The sequence below is a fragment of the Bacteroides oleiciplenus YIT 12058 genome, assembly GCF_000315485.1.
In the GTDB taxonomy this organism is placed as follows: domain Bacteria; phylum Bacteroidota; class Bacteroidia; order Bacteroidales; family Bacteroidaceae; genus Bacteroides; species Bacteroides oleiciplenus.
Genome location: NZ_JH992943.1, coordinates 150,697 through 167,365, shown reverse-complemented (window position 1 = coordinate 167,365; position 16,669 = coordinate 150,697). Strand labels below are relative to the sequence as shown.

At 46.7% G+C, this 16,669-nt stretch carries 18 protein-coding genes; 8 read left to right on the top strand and 10 right to left on the bottom strand.

Annotated features, from left to right (window positions below; translation table 11 throughout):
* Window positions 1–203 precede the first annotated feature (203 nt).
* The 4 genes from HMPREF9447_RS17195 to HMPREF9447_RS17180 form a co-directional block, all read right to left on the bottom strand.
* Window positions 204–1,682: an IS1182 family transposase gene (locus HMPREF9447_RS17195; protein WP_009131030.1), complete on the bottom strand. Its 1,479-nt coding sequence runs from the start codon at window positions 1,680–1,682 to the stop codon at window positions 204–206.
* Between the two features lie 81 nt (window positions 1,683–1,763).
* Window positions 1,764–1,946, bottom strand: a complete 183-nt coding sequence (locus HMPREF9447_RS17190; protein WP_009131029.1) for a hypothetical protein — start codon at window positions 1,944–1,946, stop codon at window positions 1,764–1,766.
* On the bottom strand, window positions 1,943–2,620 hold the full coding sequence (locus tag HMPREF9447_RS17185; protein WP_009131028.1) for a response regulator transcription factor: 678 nt from the start codon (window positions 2,618–2,620) through the stop codon (window positions 1,943–1,945). Before HMPREF9447_RS17185 ends, HMPREF9447_RS17190 begins: the two co-directional genes overlap by 4 nt.
* 36 nt (window positions 2,621–2,656) lie before the next feature.
* Window positions 2,657–3,415, bottom strand: coding sequence for a response regulator transcription factor (locus tag HMPREF9447_RS17180; protein ID WP_009131027.1), 759 nt, complete (start codon window positions 3,413–3,415; stop codon window positions 2,657–2,659).
* A 113-nt stretch (window positions 3,416–3,528) separates the two neighbouring features.
* On the opposite strand from HMPREF9447_RS17180, the gene HMPREF9447_RS17175 reads away from it, so the two are divergent.
* Both HMPREF9447_RS17175 and HMPREF9447_RS17170 read left to right on the top strand, forming a co-directional pair.
* Window positions 3,529–4,086, top strand: coding sequence for a sugar O-acetyltransferase (locus HMPREF9447_RS17175; RefSeq protein WP_009131026.1), 558 nt, complete (start codon window positions 3,529–3,531; stop codon window positions 4,084–4,086).
* Window positions 4,087–4,116: 30 nt separating this feature from the next.
* A complete protein-coding gene (locus tag HMPREF9447_RS17170) occupies window positions 4,117–4,767 on the top strand; it encodes a DUF1349 domain-containing protein (protein WP_009131025.1) in 651 nt (216 codons plus the stop codon).
* Window positions 4,768–4,828: 61 nt separating this feature from the next.
* On the opposite strand, the gene HMPREF9447_RS17165 is transcribed toward HMPREF9447_RS17170, so the two are convergent.
* Both HMPREF9447_RS17165 and HMPREF9447_RS17160 read right to left on the bottom strand, forming a co-directional pair.
* Window positions 4,829–5,254 (bottom strand): DUF3795 domain-containing protein, encoded by a 426-nt coding sequence (locus HMPREF9447_RS17165; protein WP_009131024.1) that lies wholly within the window; start codon window positions 5,252–5,254, stop codon window positions 4,829–4,831.
* A 112-nt stretch (window positions 5,255–5,366) separates the two neighbouring features.
* Window positions 5,367–6,017, bottom strand: coding sequence for an NAD(P)-dependent oxidoreductase (locus tag HMPREF9447_RS17160; protein WP_009131023.1), 651 nt, complete (start codon window positions 6,015–6,017; stop codon window positions 5,367–5,369).
* Window positions 6,018–6,239: 222 nt separating this feature from the next.
* Between HMPREF9447_RS17160 and HMPREF9447_RS17155 the strand changes: the two genes are divergently transcribed.
* From HMPREF9447_RS17155 to HMPREF9447_RS17130, 6 genes are all read left to right on the top strand, one after another.
* Window positions 6,240–6,767, top strand: a complete 528-nt coding sequence (locus HMPREF9447_RS17155; protein WP_009131022.1) for a methylated-DNA--[protein]-cysteine S-methyltransferase — start codon at window positions 6,240–6,242, stop codon at window positions 6,765–6,767.
* Window positions 6,768–6,808: 41 nt separating this feature from the next.
* Complete coding sequence (locus HMPREF9447_RS17150) at window positions 6,809–7,690, top strand: methylated-DNA--[protein]-cysteine S-methyltransferase (RefSeq protein ID WP_009131021.1); 882 nt, start codon at window positions 6,809–6,811, stop codon at window positions 7,688–7,690.
* Between the two features lie 69 nt (window positions 7,691–7,759).
* On the top strand, window positions 7,760–9,709 hold the full coding sequence (locus HMPREF9447_RS17145) for a heavy metal translocating P-type ATPase (protein WP_009131020.1): 1,950 nt from the start codon (window positions 7,760–7,762) through the stop codon (window positions 9,707–9,709).
* Between the two features lie 5 nt (window positions 9,710–9,714).
* Window positions 9,715–10,152, top strand: a complete 438-nt coding sequence (locus tag HMPREF9447_RS17140) for a Fur family transcriptional regulator (protein ID WP_009131019.1) — start codon at window positions 9,715–9,717, stop codon at window positions 10,150–10,152.
* Window positions 10,153–10,156: 4 nt separating this feature from the next.
* Entirely contained in the window at window positions 10,157–11,893 is a 1,737-nt protein-coding gene (locus HMPREF9447_RS17135) for a helix-turn-helix domain-containing protein (RefSeq protein ID WP_009131018.1), read from the top strand.
* Window positions 11,894–12,148: 255 nt separating this feature from the next.
* Window positions 12,149–13,279 carry a sensor histidine kinase gene (locus HMPREF9447_RS17130; protein ID WP_244267639.1) on the top strand — a complete coding sequence of 377 codons (1,131 nt, stop codon included), beginning with the start codon at window positions 12,149–12,151 and terminating at the stop codon, window positions 13,277–13,279.
* On the opposite strand, the gene HMPREF9447_RS17125 is transcribed toward HMPREF9447_RS17130, so the two are convergent.
* The 4 genes from HMPREF9447_RS17125 to HMPREF9447_RS17110 form a co-directional block, all read right to left on the bottom strand.
* A complete protein-coding gene (locus tag HMPREF9447_RS17125) occupies window positions 13,228–13,785 on the bottom strand; it encodes a pentapeptide repeat-containing protein (RefSeq protein ID WP_009131016.1) in 558 nt (185 codons plus the stop codon). The genes HMPREF9447_RS17130 and HMPREF9447_RS17125 overlap by 52 nt on opposite strands.
* A gap of 44 nt (window positions 13,786–13,829) precedes the next feature.
* Window positions 13,830–14,246, bottom strand: coding sequence for an HU family DNA-binding protein (locus tag HMPREF9447_RS17120; RefSeq protein ID WP_009131015.1), 417 nt, complete (start codon window positions 14,244–14,246; stop codon window positions 13,830–13,832).
* Window positions 14,247–14,464: 218 nt separating this feature from the next.
* Entirely contained in the window at window positions 14,465–16,102 is a 1,638-nt protein-coding gene (locus HMPREF9447_RS17115; RefSeq protein WP_009131014.1) for a B12-binding domain-containing radical SAM protein, read from the bottom strand.
* Between the two features lie 113 nt (window positions 16,103–16,215).
* Window positions 16,216–16,512 carry a hypothetical protein gene (locus HMPREF9447_RS17110; protein WP_009131013.1) on the bottom strand — a complete coding sequence of 99 codons (297 nt, stop codon included), beginning with the start codon at window positions 16,510–16,512 and terminating at the stop codon, window positions 16,216–16,218.
* Window positions 16,513–16,669 lie beyond the last annotated feature (157 nt).

The following is a 16,669-nucleotide window of genomic DNA, read 5'->3' as shown; positions in this document are numbered from 1 at the left end:
AGGAACAAAAGTGATTAGTGATTAGCGTTTAGTGATTAGTAATGAGGCAAATGATAAACAACACTATCTCAATTCTCCTCCTCCCGGGAGGTTGTGTAAAAAGTAAGAATCAAGTGTTCTTTGACATTTTGTATTAAAAAGGAAATGCTCTTTATCTCTTTATTTTGGAATTTCTATTGTTGTCCTTTGGCAAATGACCGCTATTAGGTATACTTAATACCCCAATAGTGGACTTGTTGCAATAGTACCTGTATGCTTTGAATGTTAGTCACCCTTCTTAGGTTATAGCATGTTGCGTACAAATCTATTTCAGCCTGTACCTTTTCCTTTCCTCTGAGTAGGAGTGGTATTTGCCCCATCCAGTATTTAAGAGTTCCGAAGGGATGTTCTACCAATGTTTTTCGTAAATGTATAAGCGCTTTGTATTTCATCCCCTTACACTTCTTCATATACTGTCTTATGGGTTCGGCATCTGCCCTTCGGTAGATAATCCGACCTTTTTTCGATGTGGTGCAGAACTTTATCAGGGGACAACCCTTGCAGTCTCTTCCCTGATATTTTCTATAAAGCTTTCCATGTTTACGAACTTGCCTGTCTTTAATAGGTAATATCTTTTCTTGGGAGCATATATAATAGTCATTGTCTGCATCATAGGTAAAAAAGATTCCGTGCTCCCGATCTTCTTTAGGAGAATGGTCTCCTTCATTGAAAGGAACGGCAATCACTTTGCCTTCTTCTTCAAGGGCCAGGATCTGTTCTTCATTGGCATAACCGGTGTCGGCAACGGCTTGGGTTACTTCTACCTGAAGGTCTTCCTGCATGGCATGAATCGAAGATTGAAGGTCTTCAAAGTCATTCGGGTGGTCGGTAACCTGCATGGCACCTATCAGATGATGTTGGGAATCTACCACTGATTGGACATTGTAAGCCGGAAGAAAACCGTTGCGGGTCTTCATCAGGCGAGCTTCGCGGTCAGAGGGAAAGCTTCTTTTGGAACCTTCATCCAGCATACGCTGTTTTTCCGCCTGAAGTTCTTCAACCTGTTGGCTCAAACGGGCTATCTTCTCCAGTAGGGAGCTCTCCACACCGAGCTCGTCCGAGAGTTCGGATAATTGTTCCTGGGCTGTTTCCACCAGATCATTTTCATTAAGCTGGTGCAGATACTTCTCTAAACGGGTATCCAACAAGGCTAACTGTCGATTAATACCATCTAAAGTAAGACCGTCACGATTGGTATTGGCTTTGATTTTACTGCCGTCAACAGCTACCAATTTGCCTGAAATATAACCGGAACTGACCAGAAAGCGGCGGAAATCAAGGCAACATTCATGAATGCCCGAAGTTTGTTTGGAACGGAAATCGGCAATAGTCTTATGATCGGGATGGAGATTACCCAGAAGCCAGATCAACTCCATATTACGCAGAGTCTCGCGCTCCAGTTTACGGGAAGAACTGATACTGTTTAAATAGCCGTAGACATACAGCTTGAGTAAAGTACCAAAGCTATAAGCCGAACGGCCTGTAGGACTGTTACCTTTATAAGATGAAAAATCAGGGTGCAATTTGATAAACTGATCGACAAAAACATCAATCAGACGAACAGGGTTCTCACAAGAGATATAAGAATCTAAAGACTCGGGAAGAGTCAGTTGATTTCGATCAAAAGGTTGAATATAGCCCATAAAATTAATCCTATTGTTATCAAAGCAAAGATATAAAATCCTTTTTATACAATATGTCAAAGAACACTTGATTCTTACTTTTTACACAACCTCCAGTTCGGGTAGAGGATGCCCTTGCTGTGTCGCTTCTATGATGTCTATCATGTCTTCGGCATAATAATGCTTTGTCAGAAGATAGAATAGAGGTGTTGCTAACAGCAGTATAATGGCTGTGCAGATGATGAACTGCGTAAGCGTCTTGTTTAGCAGGCTCTTCTTTTTCATTGTTCTGTCCATTTATAACCGGTTCCGTAAACGTTTTTAATACAGTCCTTGCAACCGGCTTCTGCCAGTTTGGCTTTCAGATTCTTTATATGCGTATAGACAAAATCGTGGTTATCCAGCATGTCCGCCATATCTCCGCTCAGATGTTCCGCTATGGCTCCTTTGGAAATTACTTTGTTTTTGTTGCTGATGAGGAATAGCAATAGGTCATATTCCGTCCGCGTCAATAGAATTGGTTCATCGTTAATGCTGACTGCCTTGCTCAGTAGATTGATGCTGATTCCATTGCTTTGCAGGATATTGCTGACAGAGAAGTTCTTTCTTCGGATGATGGCATAAATGCGCATTCTGAGTTCAGGCAGATGAAAGGGTTTGGCAAGATAGTCGTCCGCACCGATTTCGAGTCCTTTTACTTTATCGTCCAAAGAATCTTTTGCAGATATGATGATAACCCCTACCGGGTTATTCTTTGTTCGAATACGATGCAGAATATCGAGTCCGTTTCCTCCCGGCAACATCAGGTCCAGCAGTACGCAGTCATAATCATACAAGTCGATCTTTTCTTTTGCTTCATTATAAGTGAAAGCTTGCTCGCACAAATAATTTTCGGAACTGAGATAAGTGACAATACTGTTCGACAGTTCACGTTCGTCTTCAATAATCAGTAGCTTCATATGATGGATAATATAAATACTTTGATGAGTCATTTGTCAGGCGTGCAGCAATTTCAACTCCTTAGCCACCCGGCAGGCTTCAATGGAGTTACTCACTTGCAACTTTTCCAGAATATTCTGCCGGTGCCGGTTCACGGTATTTATGCTGATTGATAATATCCGGGCAATGTCTTTACTCATTTTCCCTTTATCAATTAATTGCAGGACTTCTTTTTCCCTGTCCGACAGCAGATTGTTGCAGTTTTGCTTTTCCAATTCCAAGGCTTGTCCGTTGGTGGAGTTGATGATGATGCAGTTCAGAGAGGTATTTATGGAAAAGTTGTAGAGGCAGAGGGACAGCCATACACTGCCGTTTGAGTCATTGGCTATATAGAATATCCGGTGCAGGACATGCATATATCTGCCGGAATTATCCAGCATACGCATGTTGTGCGTAAGGTAATAGTCCCGGCGTTTCCGGCTTGGGACGCTTTTCAGGAAGTGAAAGAAGCGGAGTTCCTGCAAATGCTTTTCCAGTAAATCGTCCGGGTGCATCAGGCCGAATATTTCTTCTTCCCATATCGAATGAACCGTCTTGCTGGTGTCCCGTTCTGCTAGTCCGAGCTTTTCCGCTACCCCGCCATAATATAGGTAGCTGGTGTTTGTTTTCATGTCGCTCAATACGGCTATGGCATTCTCGGTACGTGCATACATGGAGGCGATGTGCTTATATTCGTCCAGATGTTCCGTCAGTTTCTGTTCTTCCGCGAACGTTTGTTTCAGCAATTCTTCATTCAGTTTATCTACGATGTCCATGGTATGTAAGGGGGCGAAAATGGTTATTAATCAGTATTGCCTGTTTGCCTGCAAGCCTTTACCTTTGCAAAGGTAAGTAAAACAGATTGTTATTTCATCAAAATAAGGAAATTATGGAGACTGAAAAGGAAAAGGCGAAGGCCGGAAAGTTGTATGATGCCAATAGTGATGCGGAACTTTTAGCGGAGAGAGACGTCTGCAAGGAGAGGTGCTATGAACTGAATAGCTTGCGTCCTTCACAAAAGAAGGAACGGGAGAACATTATCCGCCGATTGTTCGGTAAGACCGGAAAATCTTTCCTGATAGAACAACCGTTTTATTGTGATTACGGATATAATATCGAAATAGGGGAGAACTTCTATTCGAATGTGAATTGCGTCATTCTGGATGGAGTGAAAGTTACATTTGGCGATAATGTTTTTGTGGCTCCGAATTGTGGTTTCTATACTGCCGGGCATGCTTTGGATGCGGAACAGAGAATCCAGGGGCTTGAATATGCCTATCCTATCACTATCGGAAATAATGTGTGGATTGGTGCCCAGGTCTGTGTGTTGCCGGGAGTGACGATTGGTGATAATACGATTATTGGTGCTGGGAGTGTGGTTACAAAAAGTATTCCTGCCAATGTGCTGGCTGTCGGCAATCCTTGCCGGGTGGTTCGTCAGATATAAGAATAACGATTAATTAAAATAACACGGAAAATGAAGAAATTACTTTTTGGTCTGTTGATGGCTGTTGTGGCGCAAACTTCTTTTGCGCAGACGTTAGAGAAAATGCAATGGTTTAATGAACCCGAACAGTGGGAGATAAAAGATAAAACCCTTTCGATGTTTGTCACTCCGCAAAGCGATTACTGGCGCATCTCCCATTATGGTTTTACGGTAGATGACGCTCCTTTCTATTATTCGGTTTATGGTGGCGAGTTCGAGGCGAAGGTGAAGATAACAGGTGATTATAAAGCGCGTTTCGACCAGGCGGGACTAATGCTCCGCATCGACCATGAGAACTATATCAAAGCAGGTATAGAGTTTGTGGACGGAAAGTTTAATGTGAGTACAGTAGTCACCCATAAGACAAGTGATTGGAGTGTGATTACTCTGGATAAGCCGGTTCCATATATCTGGATTAAGGCAGTCCGTCGTCTGGATGCGGTTGAAATCTTCTATTCCTTTGATGATAAGACGTATATAATGATGCGCAATGCATGGTTACAAGACAATATTCCCGTTAAGGTGGGGTTGATGGCAGCCTGCCCGGACGGAGACGGATTTAAGGTTAAGTTTGAGAATTTTAAGGTGAAGCATCTGCCTGATATGCGCAGGTTGGATTGGTTGAAGAAGAATGCGGAATAACACGCTGTGTTTATGCCACTTCAGGTAATAGAGCATAGAGTGGCTGTCCGGTCAGGAACAGCTACTCTTTGTGTTTTCTGATGGTATACTCCTTTCCGCAACCGGAACAAATGCCTGTGTGCACACAAATAGTTCCTCCGCACGGGCATCCCCACCGTTCTGCTTCCAATTGCAGGAACTTTTCCATACCTTCTTTTCGTATGAGGGCTAAATTTCCCATCAGCGACTCCACCATGGGATAGGTGTTGGCATACCAGATTTCTTTATCCGTCATTTCGCTACAAGGGAATTGTGGGCATTGGTCGCAAAAGCGATCGGGTAGTGTTTGGCGAATATCGCAAACGGAGATTTTACAGTGATTGGCGCAATAGTCGGATTTTGTTTCGTTGGGACCCAGACAACCGGTGCAGGGATTCTCTTTTCGTAAGGTTTCGTGGCAGATGCCGCAATTAAGTCCGCAGGGGGCAATCATATTTTCCTTGAACATAGTACCAGGTGTTTGTTAATGTTGCAAAGATACGGAAAAATAGAGTGTAACGAAGAATCTATCTTTTCTTTATTTAAGTAAAAAGAAAGATTCTTCGTTACACTCTATTTTTTTAATATCCTATGGTAAACCGTTCCTTATGATGTTTTTCCTGTTCCAGTTCATCCACCATGGCTACGGCAAAGTCTTCAACAGATATGTTACTGTCTCCGTTGGCATCCACCACCAGGTCGTCTTTTCCGATGCGAAACTTTGCGGTGCGTTTGCCGGGTGTCATGTTGGCGGCGGGAGAGAGGAATATCCAGTCGATGTCTTTTTCCTTGCGGAGCGTGTTCAGGTAGAATTCGCCTAGAGACTTAATGCCGGGCAGAAGCTGTGCGGGCACATCATCAGCATCCATCACCATCTTGCCGGGGGCATAGAACAGGGTTCCGGCACCTCCTACAATGAGCAGACGCTTCACGCCGGCTTGTTTCGCGCTTTCCACTATCAGGGGATAGTTCTTCAAGGTGTCTTCATATATATGGGGATTCTTCCAGCCGGGGTTGTAGGCGCTGATTACGGCGTCTTTTCCTTTGCTGGCCTCTTTCAGGGTATCTGTGTCGGTGACGTCGGCTTCGACGATTGTCAGGTTCGGGTTGCTGGCGTTCATTTTTTTAGCATCACGCACAATGGCGGTTACTTTATGGTTTCTGTTCAGCAATTCGTTCAGGATGGCGGTTCCTACGAAACCACTTGCTCCTATCAATACTACATTCTTCATGTTGTTCGTTTTTTTAGGGTTTATATGATAACAACTGTCTTTCTGTGAAAGAAGTTTTACGGACGGCATTCTTTTAGGGAATGTTTAATCTTCTAAGTACTGATACTTGTCGAAAAAGGAAAAATAGGACTGTGGAAGTGATTTTCGCATGTTTCGGGTCGTTTTTCATGTGTAAAGTCCGTATGTTTGTATGCTGAACAAGAATAAAATCAAAAAACGTGTATGATGGCGATAGATACAATTCTGATACAACATTATCAATCCCCATGTGGAGAGTTGATACTTGGCTCTTTCGGAGATAAGCTCTGTATGTGCGACTGGGTGGATGAAAAACGTAGAGGTATCATTGACAAGAGGATGCAGGATGGACTGCATGCCGGTTATGAAACAGGTAGTTCGGAAGTGACGGCGCAAGCCGTTACCCAACTGGATGAATACTTTGCGGGTAAACGGACTACGTTCAGTGTGCCGCTACTCTTTGTAGGGACGGAGTTTCAGAAGTCTGTGTGGCATGAGCTGTTGAATATTCCCTATGGGACGACGGTATCGTATGGAGAACTGTCCCGGAAGTTGGGGAATCCCAAGGCTGTCCGTGCCGTGGCGGCATCGAATGGGGCGAATCCTATTTCCATATTTGTGCCTTGCCACCGTGTCATCGGCAGTAATCGGAAGCTGACGGGGTATGGCGGGGGGCTTCCTGCCAAACAGTTCTTGCTGGAACTGGAGATATCGGCGGTGTCTTTGCTATGATTCTTTTATTAATAAGGCTTTGCCATAATCCCTTTGCCTAAATGAAGCGACAACAGGAATTGAATTACGAACGCATTGCTGCTGCCATTCGCTTTATCAAGGAGAATAGGCAGGAACAGCCCCGGTTGGAGACGATAGCCGGGCATGTAAATATGAGTCCGGCTCATTTCCAACGGATGTTTCAGGAGTGGGCAGGGATAAGTCCGAAGGGTTTCCTGCAATATTTGAATATTGAGTATGCCAAGCGTATTCTGAAACAGACGCATGCTTCACTTTTCGATACAGCTTGTGAGGTTGGTTTGTCGGGGACGGGACGTCTGTATGATTTGTTTGTCAACATCGAGGGGATGACGCCGGGGGAATATAAAAACGGTGGTCAGGCTCTCCATATCAACTATTCTTTTGCTGACACTCCGTTCGGTCAGGTGATTGTTGCTTCTACTGATAAGGGAATCTGCCATCTCGCTTTTGTGGATGAAGGGGAGGAGGAGGCATTGGGTTCTTTGAAACAGCTTTTTCCTAATGCTGTCTATGAAAAAAGTCTCGACGGGAAACAGGAAGATGCTCTCTCTGTCTTTAATCGGGATTGGAGTAAACCGGATGAAATTAAACTTCACTTAAAAGGCACTCCATTCCAGTTGAAAGTATGGGAGACGTTATTGAAAATTCCGGCGGGTGGTTTGACTACTTATGCCGACCTGGCAATGAAATCGGGACATGAAGGGGCTTGCAGAGCCGTAGGGACGGCTATCGGGAGAAATCCGGTTGCTTTCCTGATACCTTGCCATCGCGTGATAAAATCTACCGGGGATATAGGAAATTACCATTGGGGAGAAGTGCGGAAGAATGCGATTATCGGTTGGGAAGCGGCGTACTTTCTTTTTGATACTTTTTCTTTCGCTTGCCCGAAAGAAAAAGTATAAGCCTTTTGCAACCCGGTTGCACTCCTCATCTCTTACCTTTGCACCGGACAAAATAATAAGATTCAGATTATGGAAACAAAATGTCAGTGTTGTTGTGCACATACACATACCTCTCCGCAAAGCAAAGAGAAAGAGCAATCTATGATCCGTAAGATAGGAGCTCCGGTGTTATCAGGTATATTCCTTATTTTAGGTATCATCTTCCAGCATCAGGAATGGGGATGGTTCAGCCATCCGGTGGTTGAATTCTGCTGGTTCCTGCTGGGCTTCCTGCCCGTGGGACTTCCTGTGATGCGCGAAGCATGGGAGGGCATCTTGCGGAAAGACTGGTTCAATGAATTCTCCCTGATGGCCTTAGCTTCCCTCGGAGCATTCTATATCGGAGAATATCCGGAAGCGCTTGCCGTGATGCTGCTCTATACTTTAGGAGAGATGTTGCAGGATAAAGCCGTGAACCAGGCTACCCGCAATATCCGTGGCCTGCTCGATGTGCGTCCCGAACGGGTGGATGTGTATCGTGAAAACACGCTCCGCACCGTCTCTCCCCGTGACGTCAATGTGGGAGAAACCATTGAAGTAAAACCAGGCGAACGTGTCCCTCTGGACGGAACTCTGCAAAACCCGCAGGCCGTTTTCGATACTTCGGCGCTGACCGGGGAGAGCATGCCCCGCAATGTTTCCGCAGGCGGTGATGTCCTTGCCGGTATGATTGTCAGCGGACAGGCAGTGCGCATACTGGTGACGAAACCTTACGACCACAGCACGCTGGCACGCATCCTTAACCTTGTACAGGACGCAGCAGAGCGGAAAGCGCCTGCCGAACTATTCATCCGGCGGTTTGCCCGCATCTATACACCGATAGTCGTGCTTCTGGCTGTCCTGATAGTAGCCCTTCCCGCACTTGTTGCGGCGGTGCATCCGGGCTTCGACTATGTGTTCAACGATTGGCTCTATCGTGGCCTGGTGTTTCTCGTAATATCCTGCCCGTGCGCACTGATTATCAGTATCCCGTTGGGCTATTTCGGAGGAATAGGGGCGGCCTCCCGTATGGGTATCCTGTTTAAGGGAAGTAATTATCTGGATGCCATTACCCGCGTGAATGCCATCGTCTTCGACAAAACGGGTACGCTGACCACCGGCAGTTTCAGCGTGACATCCATACAGGCGGCAGGTCTTCCGGAAGATGAATTGCTGCGCCTGGTGCTGTCCGTAGAAAAGAAGAGCACCCATCCTGTGGCACAAGCCGTTGCCCGCTTCGCAGCCGAACGGGGTGTAGAACCTCTGGAAGTAACTACATTGAATGAACTGGCAGGCTATGGTCTGGAGGCCGAAGTAGGGAGCCGCAAAGCCCTTGTCGGCAACATCCGCCTGTTGAAGGACCGCAAGATATCCGTACCCGAAGAACTGACAGACTGTGTAGCCACTGTCGTAGTCTGTGCCGTCGACGGGCGGTATGCCGGTTGTCTGCTGCTTTCGGACACTCTGAAGGAGGATGCCACGGATGCTATAAAAAAATTAAAGGCTTTAAAAATAGATAATATTCAAATGTTATCTGGTGATAAACAGGAGATTGTTGATATCTTTGCCGCAGAATTGGGCATTGATAAGGCTTACGGTGACCTGCTTCCCGAAGATAAAGCCGTCCATCTGGAACAGCTCAATTCTGCCCCGGACGTGTCCGTAGCCTTTGTGGGCGATGGTATGAATGACGCTCCCGTACTGGCTCTCAGTGATGTGGGGATTGCGATGGGAGGGCTGGGTTCGGATGCCGCTATCGAAAGTGCAGATGTAGTTATCCAGACCGACCAACCGTCGCGGGTGGCGACAGCCATTTCCATCGGACGGGCCACAAGACGGATTGTGATGCAAAATATTATCGGTGCTATCACCGTGAAAATATTGGTTCTGATTGCGGGCGCCTTTGGCTTTGCCACACTATGGGCGGCGGTGTTTGCCGATGTCGGAGTGGCTTTGCTGGTTGTTCTCAATTCGGTCCGCATATTAGGTAAGAAGTTCTGAGTAGTATGAAAGACGTATATCTACATAAATTGTCCCTTCGGGATATCAAACCTACAGCGATGAGGCTGTTGATTCTCCGCACCATGATGGAGATGAGGCGGGCTGTGTCCATGGCAGATTTGGAAGAGAAACTCGATACGGTTGATAAATCCACTATTTTCCGGACACTGACCCTGTTCCTTTCCCACCACCTGATACATGGTGTGGACGATGGAAGTGGTTCATTGAAGTATGCCGTTTGCGAAGACTGCTGCATGTGTACGGTGGAAGACCAGCACATGCACTTCTATTGCGAACATTGTCATAAAACCTATTGCATCCGGAGTGTGCACGCCCCGTCAGTCACGCTTCCGGAGGGATTCATGCAGACGGGAATTAATTATGTAATCAAAGGGATTTGCGCCGACTGCGCAGTCCATAAGGGAATAGACACAGACGATTGAACGTATGAGACATTTCTATATATGTCTCCTCTTGTTAGGCTTTCTGCCGGTATCTGCCTTGGCAAGCGGAGATAAAGGAACAAAGGATATATATACGGAACAGTATATCGCGGACATCTATATGGATGAGCCGAAACGCGCGTTGCAACTGCTGAACGAAGCTGAAACAAAGCAAGCGTTACCCATATACATGGTGGATGGTTTGCGTAGCATGGTCTACTCGCATCTGTATCAGGACAAATCGGCATTCCACTATGCCCGCCGGGCCTATGTACATGATTCTATCTCCGGGAACCACCCTGACCACTTGTTGAAGATGACCATAACCTTGGCCGACCTCTCCCATACCCTGAGCGAATACAAAGAAAGCAACCGTTACGCGGTTGAAGGTCTGGAATTGGCCCGCAGGCTCAACGACCGGGAAGCGGAGTGTAAGCTGCTTTTCTGTATGGGCGAGAACAAATGGATGCTGTCATTAAAAGACGAAGGGTATGAGTTCTTCGATAAAGCAATTGCCCTGCTGGATACTACGGAAGATGTGAAGAACAAGTCGATGCTCTCTTATTTCTATGGGGTAAAGATGGGATACCTGATTAATGACAACCGGCTGGAAGACGCCTTGCAGATAGGCCTGCAACGTGAGAAACTGTTGGACGGAATGAAAGGCAATCCGGAAGTGCGTGAGGCTTTCCTCGACCAGCAATACGGATATGTCTATTCCAAATTGTCCCGCATCTGCCATTTGCTGGGAGATGTGGAGCGTGGGAAAGAGTACCATAAAAAATACCAGTCCACCCATGCCTATAACACTCCTGCCGGTAAGCGTGATGCCACCCCGTACCTGCTCGTAACCAAGCAGTATCAGGCCGTACTCGACCATTGCCGCGACTTCAAGGAGCTGATGCGCCGGCAAGACACCTTGAATATTCAGTACGTCGGCGTTCTGCAACGGGAGATAGACGCCTATCTTGCCCTGAAAGAGTATGAGAAAGTTGCTGCACTGCGTGCTTCCATTCTGTCCATAACGGACAGCATCTATCGGCGCGATAAAACCAATGCCGCGCTGGAACTGGACAACCTTTACGAAGTGAACGAGAAGGAAGCCCGCATTGCGGAACAGGCTTTCCAGCTTACCATACGTACCATTACGTTAGTCTTCATCCTCTGCGTTTCGTTGTTGTCGCTGTTCTTCCTGTGGCGTATGTGGGTGCAGAACCGCAAAATCAAGCGTAAGAACCAAGTGCTGGTGGAGCGCATCAACGAGCAGATGTCCATGCAGACGAAGATGAACCGCTTGCAGGCTGATGCCGAGAGAGTGTCGGAAGACCAACCTTTCCCGGAGACGGAGCAGACAGAGTCGGAAGCGTCCGATGGCGATGAAGAAGAAGTAGAGATGAATAAGATAATCTTCGGCAAACTGGATTATATTATCAAACGGGATAACCTGTATCTGTCCGCTGACATATCGAGAGAAGAACTTGCCCGGATGGTCAAGATGAACAATACCCGTTTTGCCCGGATGATAAAAGAGAATACGGATACCAATCTGAACGGATATCTCAATAATCTCCGCTTGAATTATGCCATGCATTTATTGAAGGAACATCCTGAATATACATTGCGTGCCATTGCCGAAGCGTCAGGCATCAACAGTATGCCTACTTTCCACCAATTATTCAAGGCAAGGACGGGAATGACTCCTTCCGAATTTAAGAATACAGAGAAAGAATTGAGAAAGTAATATTCTGTATATCAGTGTGGTATTACTTTTTTTAATATAGTTGAGGACAATTCTTTATATGTATGACAAATTGTATATCGGTTGTTTTTGTGATATTTTATTCCTTTGTAATATTATAATGGCAAAAAATCTGTATATACAATGTCTATATTGTGTCTAGCAATCCAAGTTGCTTTTGTTGTTTCAATAATAGCGGTAGTCTATTACTTTCGATTGTATAAACTTCATGGCATATCGGTAAAGGAATGGAAAGAAATGCAGGAAGACAATTTCCTGATGCGCGAATTGCTGGATAATCTTCCTATTCCGGCCACGGTGAAGGATATTAAGAATGATTGTAACTACCTCTTTTGGAACAAGAAATCCCAAGAATTATATGGTGTTTCTCAAGACGATTTAATCGGGAAGAATGCAAGTGCTCTTTCTCCTGAAGTCTATGCGGCTTTCAGGCAGACAGATGATGAGGCGATACGTTCCGGTTGCTCGGATACCACTCAGCGCCTGGTGCTGTCTGACGGATGCGAACATGTGTTGAGCATGCATAAGCAGTTGCTATATTATAAAGGTGAACCCCGTTGGCTGATTAGTGCGGCCATGGACATCACGGAGTTGCAGAAGACCAAGGAGAAAGCGGAGGAAGCTAATAAGTTGAAGTCTGCCTTCCTTGCCAATATCAGTCATGAGATACGTACGCCGCTGAATGCGATTGTCGGTTTTTCCAGCATAATGGCCCAGACGGAGGGCATAGCGGAAAAGGAGGAATATAACCACCTGATTCATAATAACAATATGTTGTTGCTGAAATTGGTGGATGACATTCTGGACATTTCGAAGATAGAGGCGGGACACATCGACTTATATCCTACGTGGTTCTGCCTGTCGGACCTTGTTGCGGAGAGTGCTGCAAACTGCCGGGCAAAGGGCGAAGGGAAACTGGAAGTCCGTGTGGATAAACCCGAACAGGATTACATGGTGGAACTTGATGCGCAGCGCGTCAAGCAGATACTGGATAATTTTCTGTCGAACTCTTTGAAAAATACACAAAGCGGCTGTATAGATATAGCTTACGACGTAACGGAAAAAGGTATCAAGATTAGTGTGACGGATACGGGATGTGGTATTCCGCAAGACAAGCAATCAGTTATCTTCGAACGTTTCGAGAAGGTGAATTCGTTCATGCAAGGAGTTGGGTTAGGGTTGCCCATATGCAAGTCTATTGCCGAAAGTATGGGCGGAACCATCGGGTTGACTTCGGAAGTGGGGGCAGGCAGTACGTTCTGGGTTTCATTGCCTTGTTGCACGGCACCCGCTCCTAAGTTGGTTTATGAATCCCGTCAGTCAACTACCTCTATTCCTAACCCTGTCAGCAGTCCTTCCAACCCGTAGCGGGAGAATTTAGCTTTCTTCAGGCGGTTGGCGGCAGGGTTCAAGGCATAGTTGCGGGCGGTGCTGAAATCGGCCTTTTCCAGGTTGGTGTGGTGGAAAGAGGCGTAGCAGAGGTCGCACTCGGTGAATTTGGCTTCGGGGAGTTGCGTCTCCATGAAGTCAGCATTTTGCAGGTCGCAGCGGATAAAGCGGGTGCCTTTCAGTTTCATTTCGGTGAACAGGGCGTAGGAGAGGAGGCAGTTGCGGAACTCTATGGACAGGCCGAAGCGGTTGCTGAGGGTGAAGTTGATGCCTGTCATCTTGCAGTCGGTGAAGAGGACATCCAGCCAGGAGGTGTTGTTGGTTTTCACCAGTGACAGGTTGCATTCTTTGAAGGTGCATCTCTCAAAGATAACTCTGCCGATGCTCTGGCCGGAGAAGTTACATTTGTCGAAGGTACATTCGTAGTAATTGGGTTCCAGTTCGTCGATGGTGAAATCGACTTTTTCGATGATTTGGTTTTCCATATAGTGGGGTTGAAATTGGTCTTGTTCAGCCTCTTGAAGAGGGGTTATTTGTTGCTGTTGTTGCCTATTTCGTCAAAGTCTATCCATTCCAGATAAGGGTCGATGAGGGTTCGGTCGGTCACTCGGTTGTTTTGCTCACGGCTGTATTCGGGGATGAAGCGCACTTTTGTATCAGTGATTTGCTGGGGACTGACTTCTTCGGGCGTGTCCACTCCCTGACTTGACGACCGGCAGGAGAGATAGAATGTACCTACGCCTTTCAGTCGTACTGACCGGCCTTCACTCATCAGTTTGCCCAGAACTTCACCCAAATTCACGAGTACTGCATACGTATCTCCCGGACTTACCGTAGATATAAGCGACAGACGTTTTGCCACATCATCCGTTGTAGCTGTGCGACCTTTGGTTATTGCTCTCGGATACCATTTCCCATTCAGTTTCTGTTTCTTGTAAAAAGCCATGTTGAGTTCTCCTTTCTTTATGATTTAGCTACGTTGATGCCATGACTAAGCAGGGCATACCTATATCCTTAGCCTATCATCAATGCCAATGATGACCACCATCAATGCCAATGATGGCTACCATCAATGCCAATGATGATATGCCGAGTCGCAAAGGTAGCATAACTAATCCGTAACCTGTGTATGGCAAAGGTAGTATTTCAGCCTCGTACGATAAATTAATTTCTTGCCTTGAACACCGGCTCTATTTTCTGTATCTCCGACTCAAAGCCGAACCAATATCCCCGCTTTTCTTCCTCGCCGACCGGCAGGAAACAAAGCCGGAGGTTCTCCCTGTATTCCCCATACAGCACTTCCCAATGTACGGGAGGAACCTGCCGCTTGGTCTTTACCCGTTCTGCCGGGAGCTTTTTTAGCGACATGCCCGCTTCTATCCAAGCGATGCTTGCTTCTGACTGATATTCAGGATAATGCTGCTTGCAGAACTCATACAGGATGAGGCCCCGCTTTTCCAGACTCATCGGTTGGTCTATCAATCCTATCCGTATCAGATGTTCCAGAAACTCGTGCAGGAACGTTTCGTTATCCAGAATCAGTCTTCGGGTTATACCTTGCCAGGCGGGGGCATTATAAAATCCATCCAGCAGACGCGAAAGTTGCCGGGCGGTTTGCAATTCGTCCACATTGATTTCGCGGGTTTGCAGCACCTCGTAGGGCGGGAATGGGGAATATTGTATGCCCAGTTCTTCCGCTCTCCGGCGCATTTCCGTACCGGGAAGCAGCTTCAGGGATTCCAGTTGTATTTCTCCGGCACCATATTCCGCCAGTACGCGGATGTCTTCGAATATCTCCGAAAGGTGATAGAGCGGGAGCCCGGCAATCAGGTCGGCGTGCGTTTCCATGTTGGGGAGGGCACACAGGAATTTTAGTCCTTCCAGCGCATCCGCCAATTTCCCCATCCGGCGGCTTTGCACAAGCACCGGTTCGCGCAGGCTTTGTATGCCGGCTTCCAGATGCAGTAACCCTTCGGGCAGACGTTTTAACTCCTCTTTCAGCTCTTCGGAAAGTAGGGCAGGGTGCATTTCCAGGTGGAAACGTATATCGGGGGAAAATTCAAGAAACAGTTCCAACAGCTCTTTTGCCCGGCGGGTATTATAATTGAAAGTACGGTCGAGCACACGCACGTTCTTTATTCCGTGTCGGTGGATGATTTGCAGCCGTTCGCGGATTGCTTCGATGGACAGGGTGCGCACGGGTTTTTCTCCGCCGCTGACACAGAAGGCGCAGGTGTTGAAGCAGCCCCGTGTGGTTTCCAGTTGAACGAAAGGCTTGCTCCAGTTGAAGAAACGGCTTTTCTCGGGGGGAACGAGGTGATGGAAATCCAGTACGCGGGCGATGCCGTTGTCGATGTAATTTCCATTGGAGTCGAGGTAACAGAGTCCGGGGATATTCTTCCATTCCGTCGGATGGTTGCGGTGGGGTATCCATTGCGGGAACACTTCTTCGCCTTCTCCCCTGAACACGCAACTGACAAACGGGTTGCTGCGCAGGAAGAATTCGTTGTCTCCCAGAAATTCCGGTCCGCCCAATACGATGCAGCATTGGGGCAGCAGGGCTTTTACTCTTGAAATGATGTGCAACAGTTGCTCGTGGTTGAACAACCAGGTGGTGGCGGCAAGCAGGTCGGGGCGGCGGCGGTAGACTTCGCCCGCTACCATGCCCACATTCTCGTTGATGGTGGCGGATACGATGTCCCATTCGATGGAGGCATCGTCGGCTATCTGTGCATGCAGTGCGGGGAGTGCCAGTGAGGAGTGGGCGTATGAACTGTTCAGGTCGAGCCAGAGTAACTTCATTTTATATAGGGTTGGGTTTACAAAAACGATTGCAAAGATAGTGAATGTATTTCTATTTGCTCTCTTTCTGTGCCCCCAATCCTTCGTCCCACCTGTATCCGGTGTACTTCTTTTTATTCTTCTTTACCTTCCGCAATCTTTATCCTGACACAGTCGCTGGGGACTAATGTCAGCAATTCATCCAGAAACTCACGGCTGCATTCCAGCAAAGTTTCCTGTGTCATTTCTTCTTTTGAAGTGGCAAAGAAGCGGAACAGATTATCAGAGTCGGGAAGTTTCGCCACTGTATAAACTATATCCGTTGACTTTTCATTATATTGCTGCGCCAAGTCATCGGCTCTTGCCCAGAATTGAATTGCTTTGTCACCACCAATTTCTACGACTGCGATTAGTTTTTTGTTTGTTTCCATAATTATTTATTTTAGTTATACATGTTGTCATGCTATCTTCAAAATAACAATTGAAACGTTTTTATGGTTTCATGCATTCACCTTTTTTACAAATGCTTTCATGCAGAGAACCCTAAAAGTCACTATCGGAAATCGTTGGTTGAATCAGGAATAAACC

Bases quoted from the DNA above. Each gene is read 5' to 3' on its own strand.
- HMPREF9447_RS17195 (WP_009131030.1), bottom strand. From the start codon at position 1,682: ATGGGCTATATTCAACCTTTTGATCGAAATCAACTGACTCTTCCCGAG.
- HMPREF9447_RS17190 (WP_009131029.1), bottom strand. From the start codon at position 1,946: ATGAAAAAGAAGAGCCTGCTAAACAAGACGCTTACGCAGTTCATCATC.
- HMPREF9447_RS17185 (WP_009131028.1), bottom strand. From the start codon at position 2,620: ATGAAGCTACTGATTATTGAAGACGAACGTGAACTGTCGAACAGTATT.
- HMPREF9447_RS17180 (WP_009131027.1), bottom strand. From the start codon at position 3,415: ATGGACATCGTAGATAAACTGAATGAAGAATTGCTGAAACAAACGTTC.
- HMPREF9447_RS17175 (WP_009131026.1), top strand. From the start codon at position 3,529: ATGGAGACTGAAAAGGAAAAGGCGAAGGCCGGAAAGTTGTATGATGCC.
- HMPREF9447_RS17170 (WP_009131025.1), top strand. From the start codon at position 4,117: ATGAAGAAATTACTTTTTGGTCTGTTGATGGCTGTTGTGGCGCAAACT.
- HMPREF9447_RS17165 (WP_009131024.1), bottom strand. From the start codon at position 5,254: ATGTTCAAGGAAAATATGATTGCCCCCTGCGGACTTAATTGCGGCATC.
- HMPREF9447_RS17160 (WP_009131023.1), bottom strand. From the start codon at position 6,017: ATGAAGAATGTAGTATTGATAGGAGCAAGTGGTTTCGTAGGAACCGCC.
- HMPREF9447_RS17155 (WP_009131022.1), top strand. From the start codon at position 6,240: ATGATGGCGATAGATACAATTCTGATACAACATTATCAATCCCCATGT.
- HMPREF9447_RS17150 (WP_009131021.1), top strand. From the start codon at position 6,809: ATGAAGCGACAACAGGAATTGAATTACGAACGCATTGCTGCTGCCATT.
- HMPREF9447_RS17145 (WP_009131020.1), top strand. From the start codon at position 7,760: ATGGAAACAAAATGTCAGTGTTGTTGTGCACATACACATACCTCTCCG.
- HMPREF9447_RS17140 (WP_009131019.1), top strand. From the start codon at position 9,715: ATGAAAGACGTATATCTACATAAATTGTCCCTTCGGGATATCAAACCT.
- HMPREF9447_RS17135 (WP_009131018.1), top strand. From the start codon at position 10,157: ATGAGACATTTCTATATATGTCTCCTCTTGTTAGGCTTTCTGCCGGTA.
- HMPREF9447_RS17130 (WP_244267639.1), top strand. From the start codon at position 12,149: ATGCAGGAAGACAATTTCCTGATGCGCGAATTGCTGGATAATCTTCCT.
- HMPREF9447_RS17125 (WP_009131016.1), bottom strand. From the start codon at position 13,785: ATGGAAAACCAAATCATCGAAAAAGTCGATTTCACCATCGACGAACTG.
- HMPREF9447_RS17120 (WP_009131015.1), bottom strand. From the start codon at position 14,246: ATGGCTTTTTACAAGAAACAGAAACTGAATGGGAAATGGTATCCGAGA.
- HMPREF9447_RS17115 (WP_009131014.1), bottom strand. From the start codon at position 16,102: ATGAAGTTACTCTGGCTCGACCTGAACAGTTCATACGCCCACTCCTCA.
- HMPREF9447_RS17110 (WP_009131013.1), bottom strand. From the start codon at position 16,512: ATGGAAACAAACAAAAAACTAATCGCAGTCGTAGAAATTGGTGGTGAC.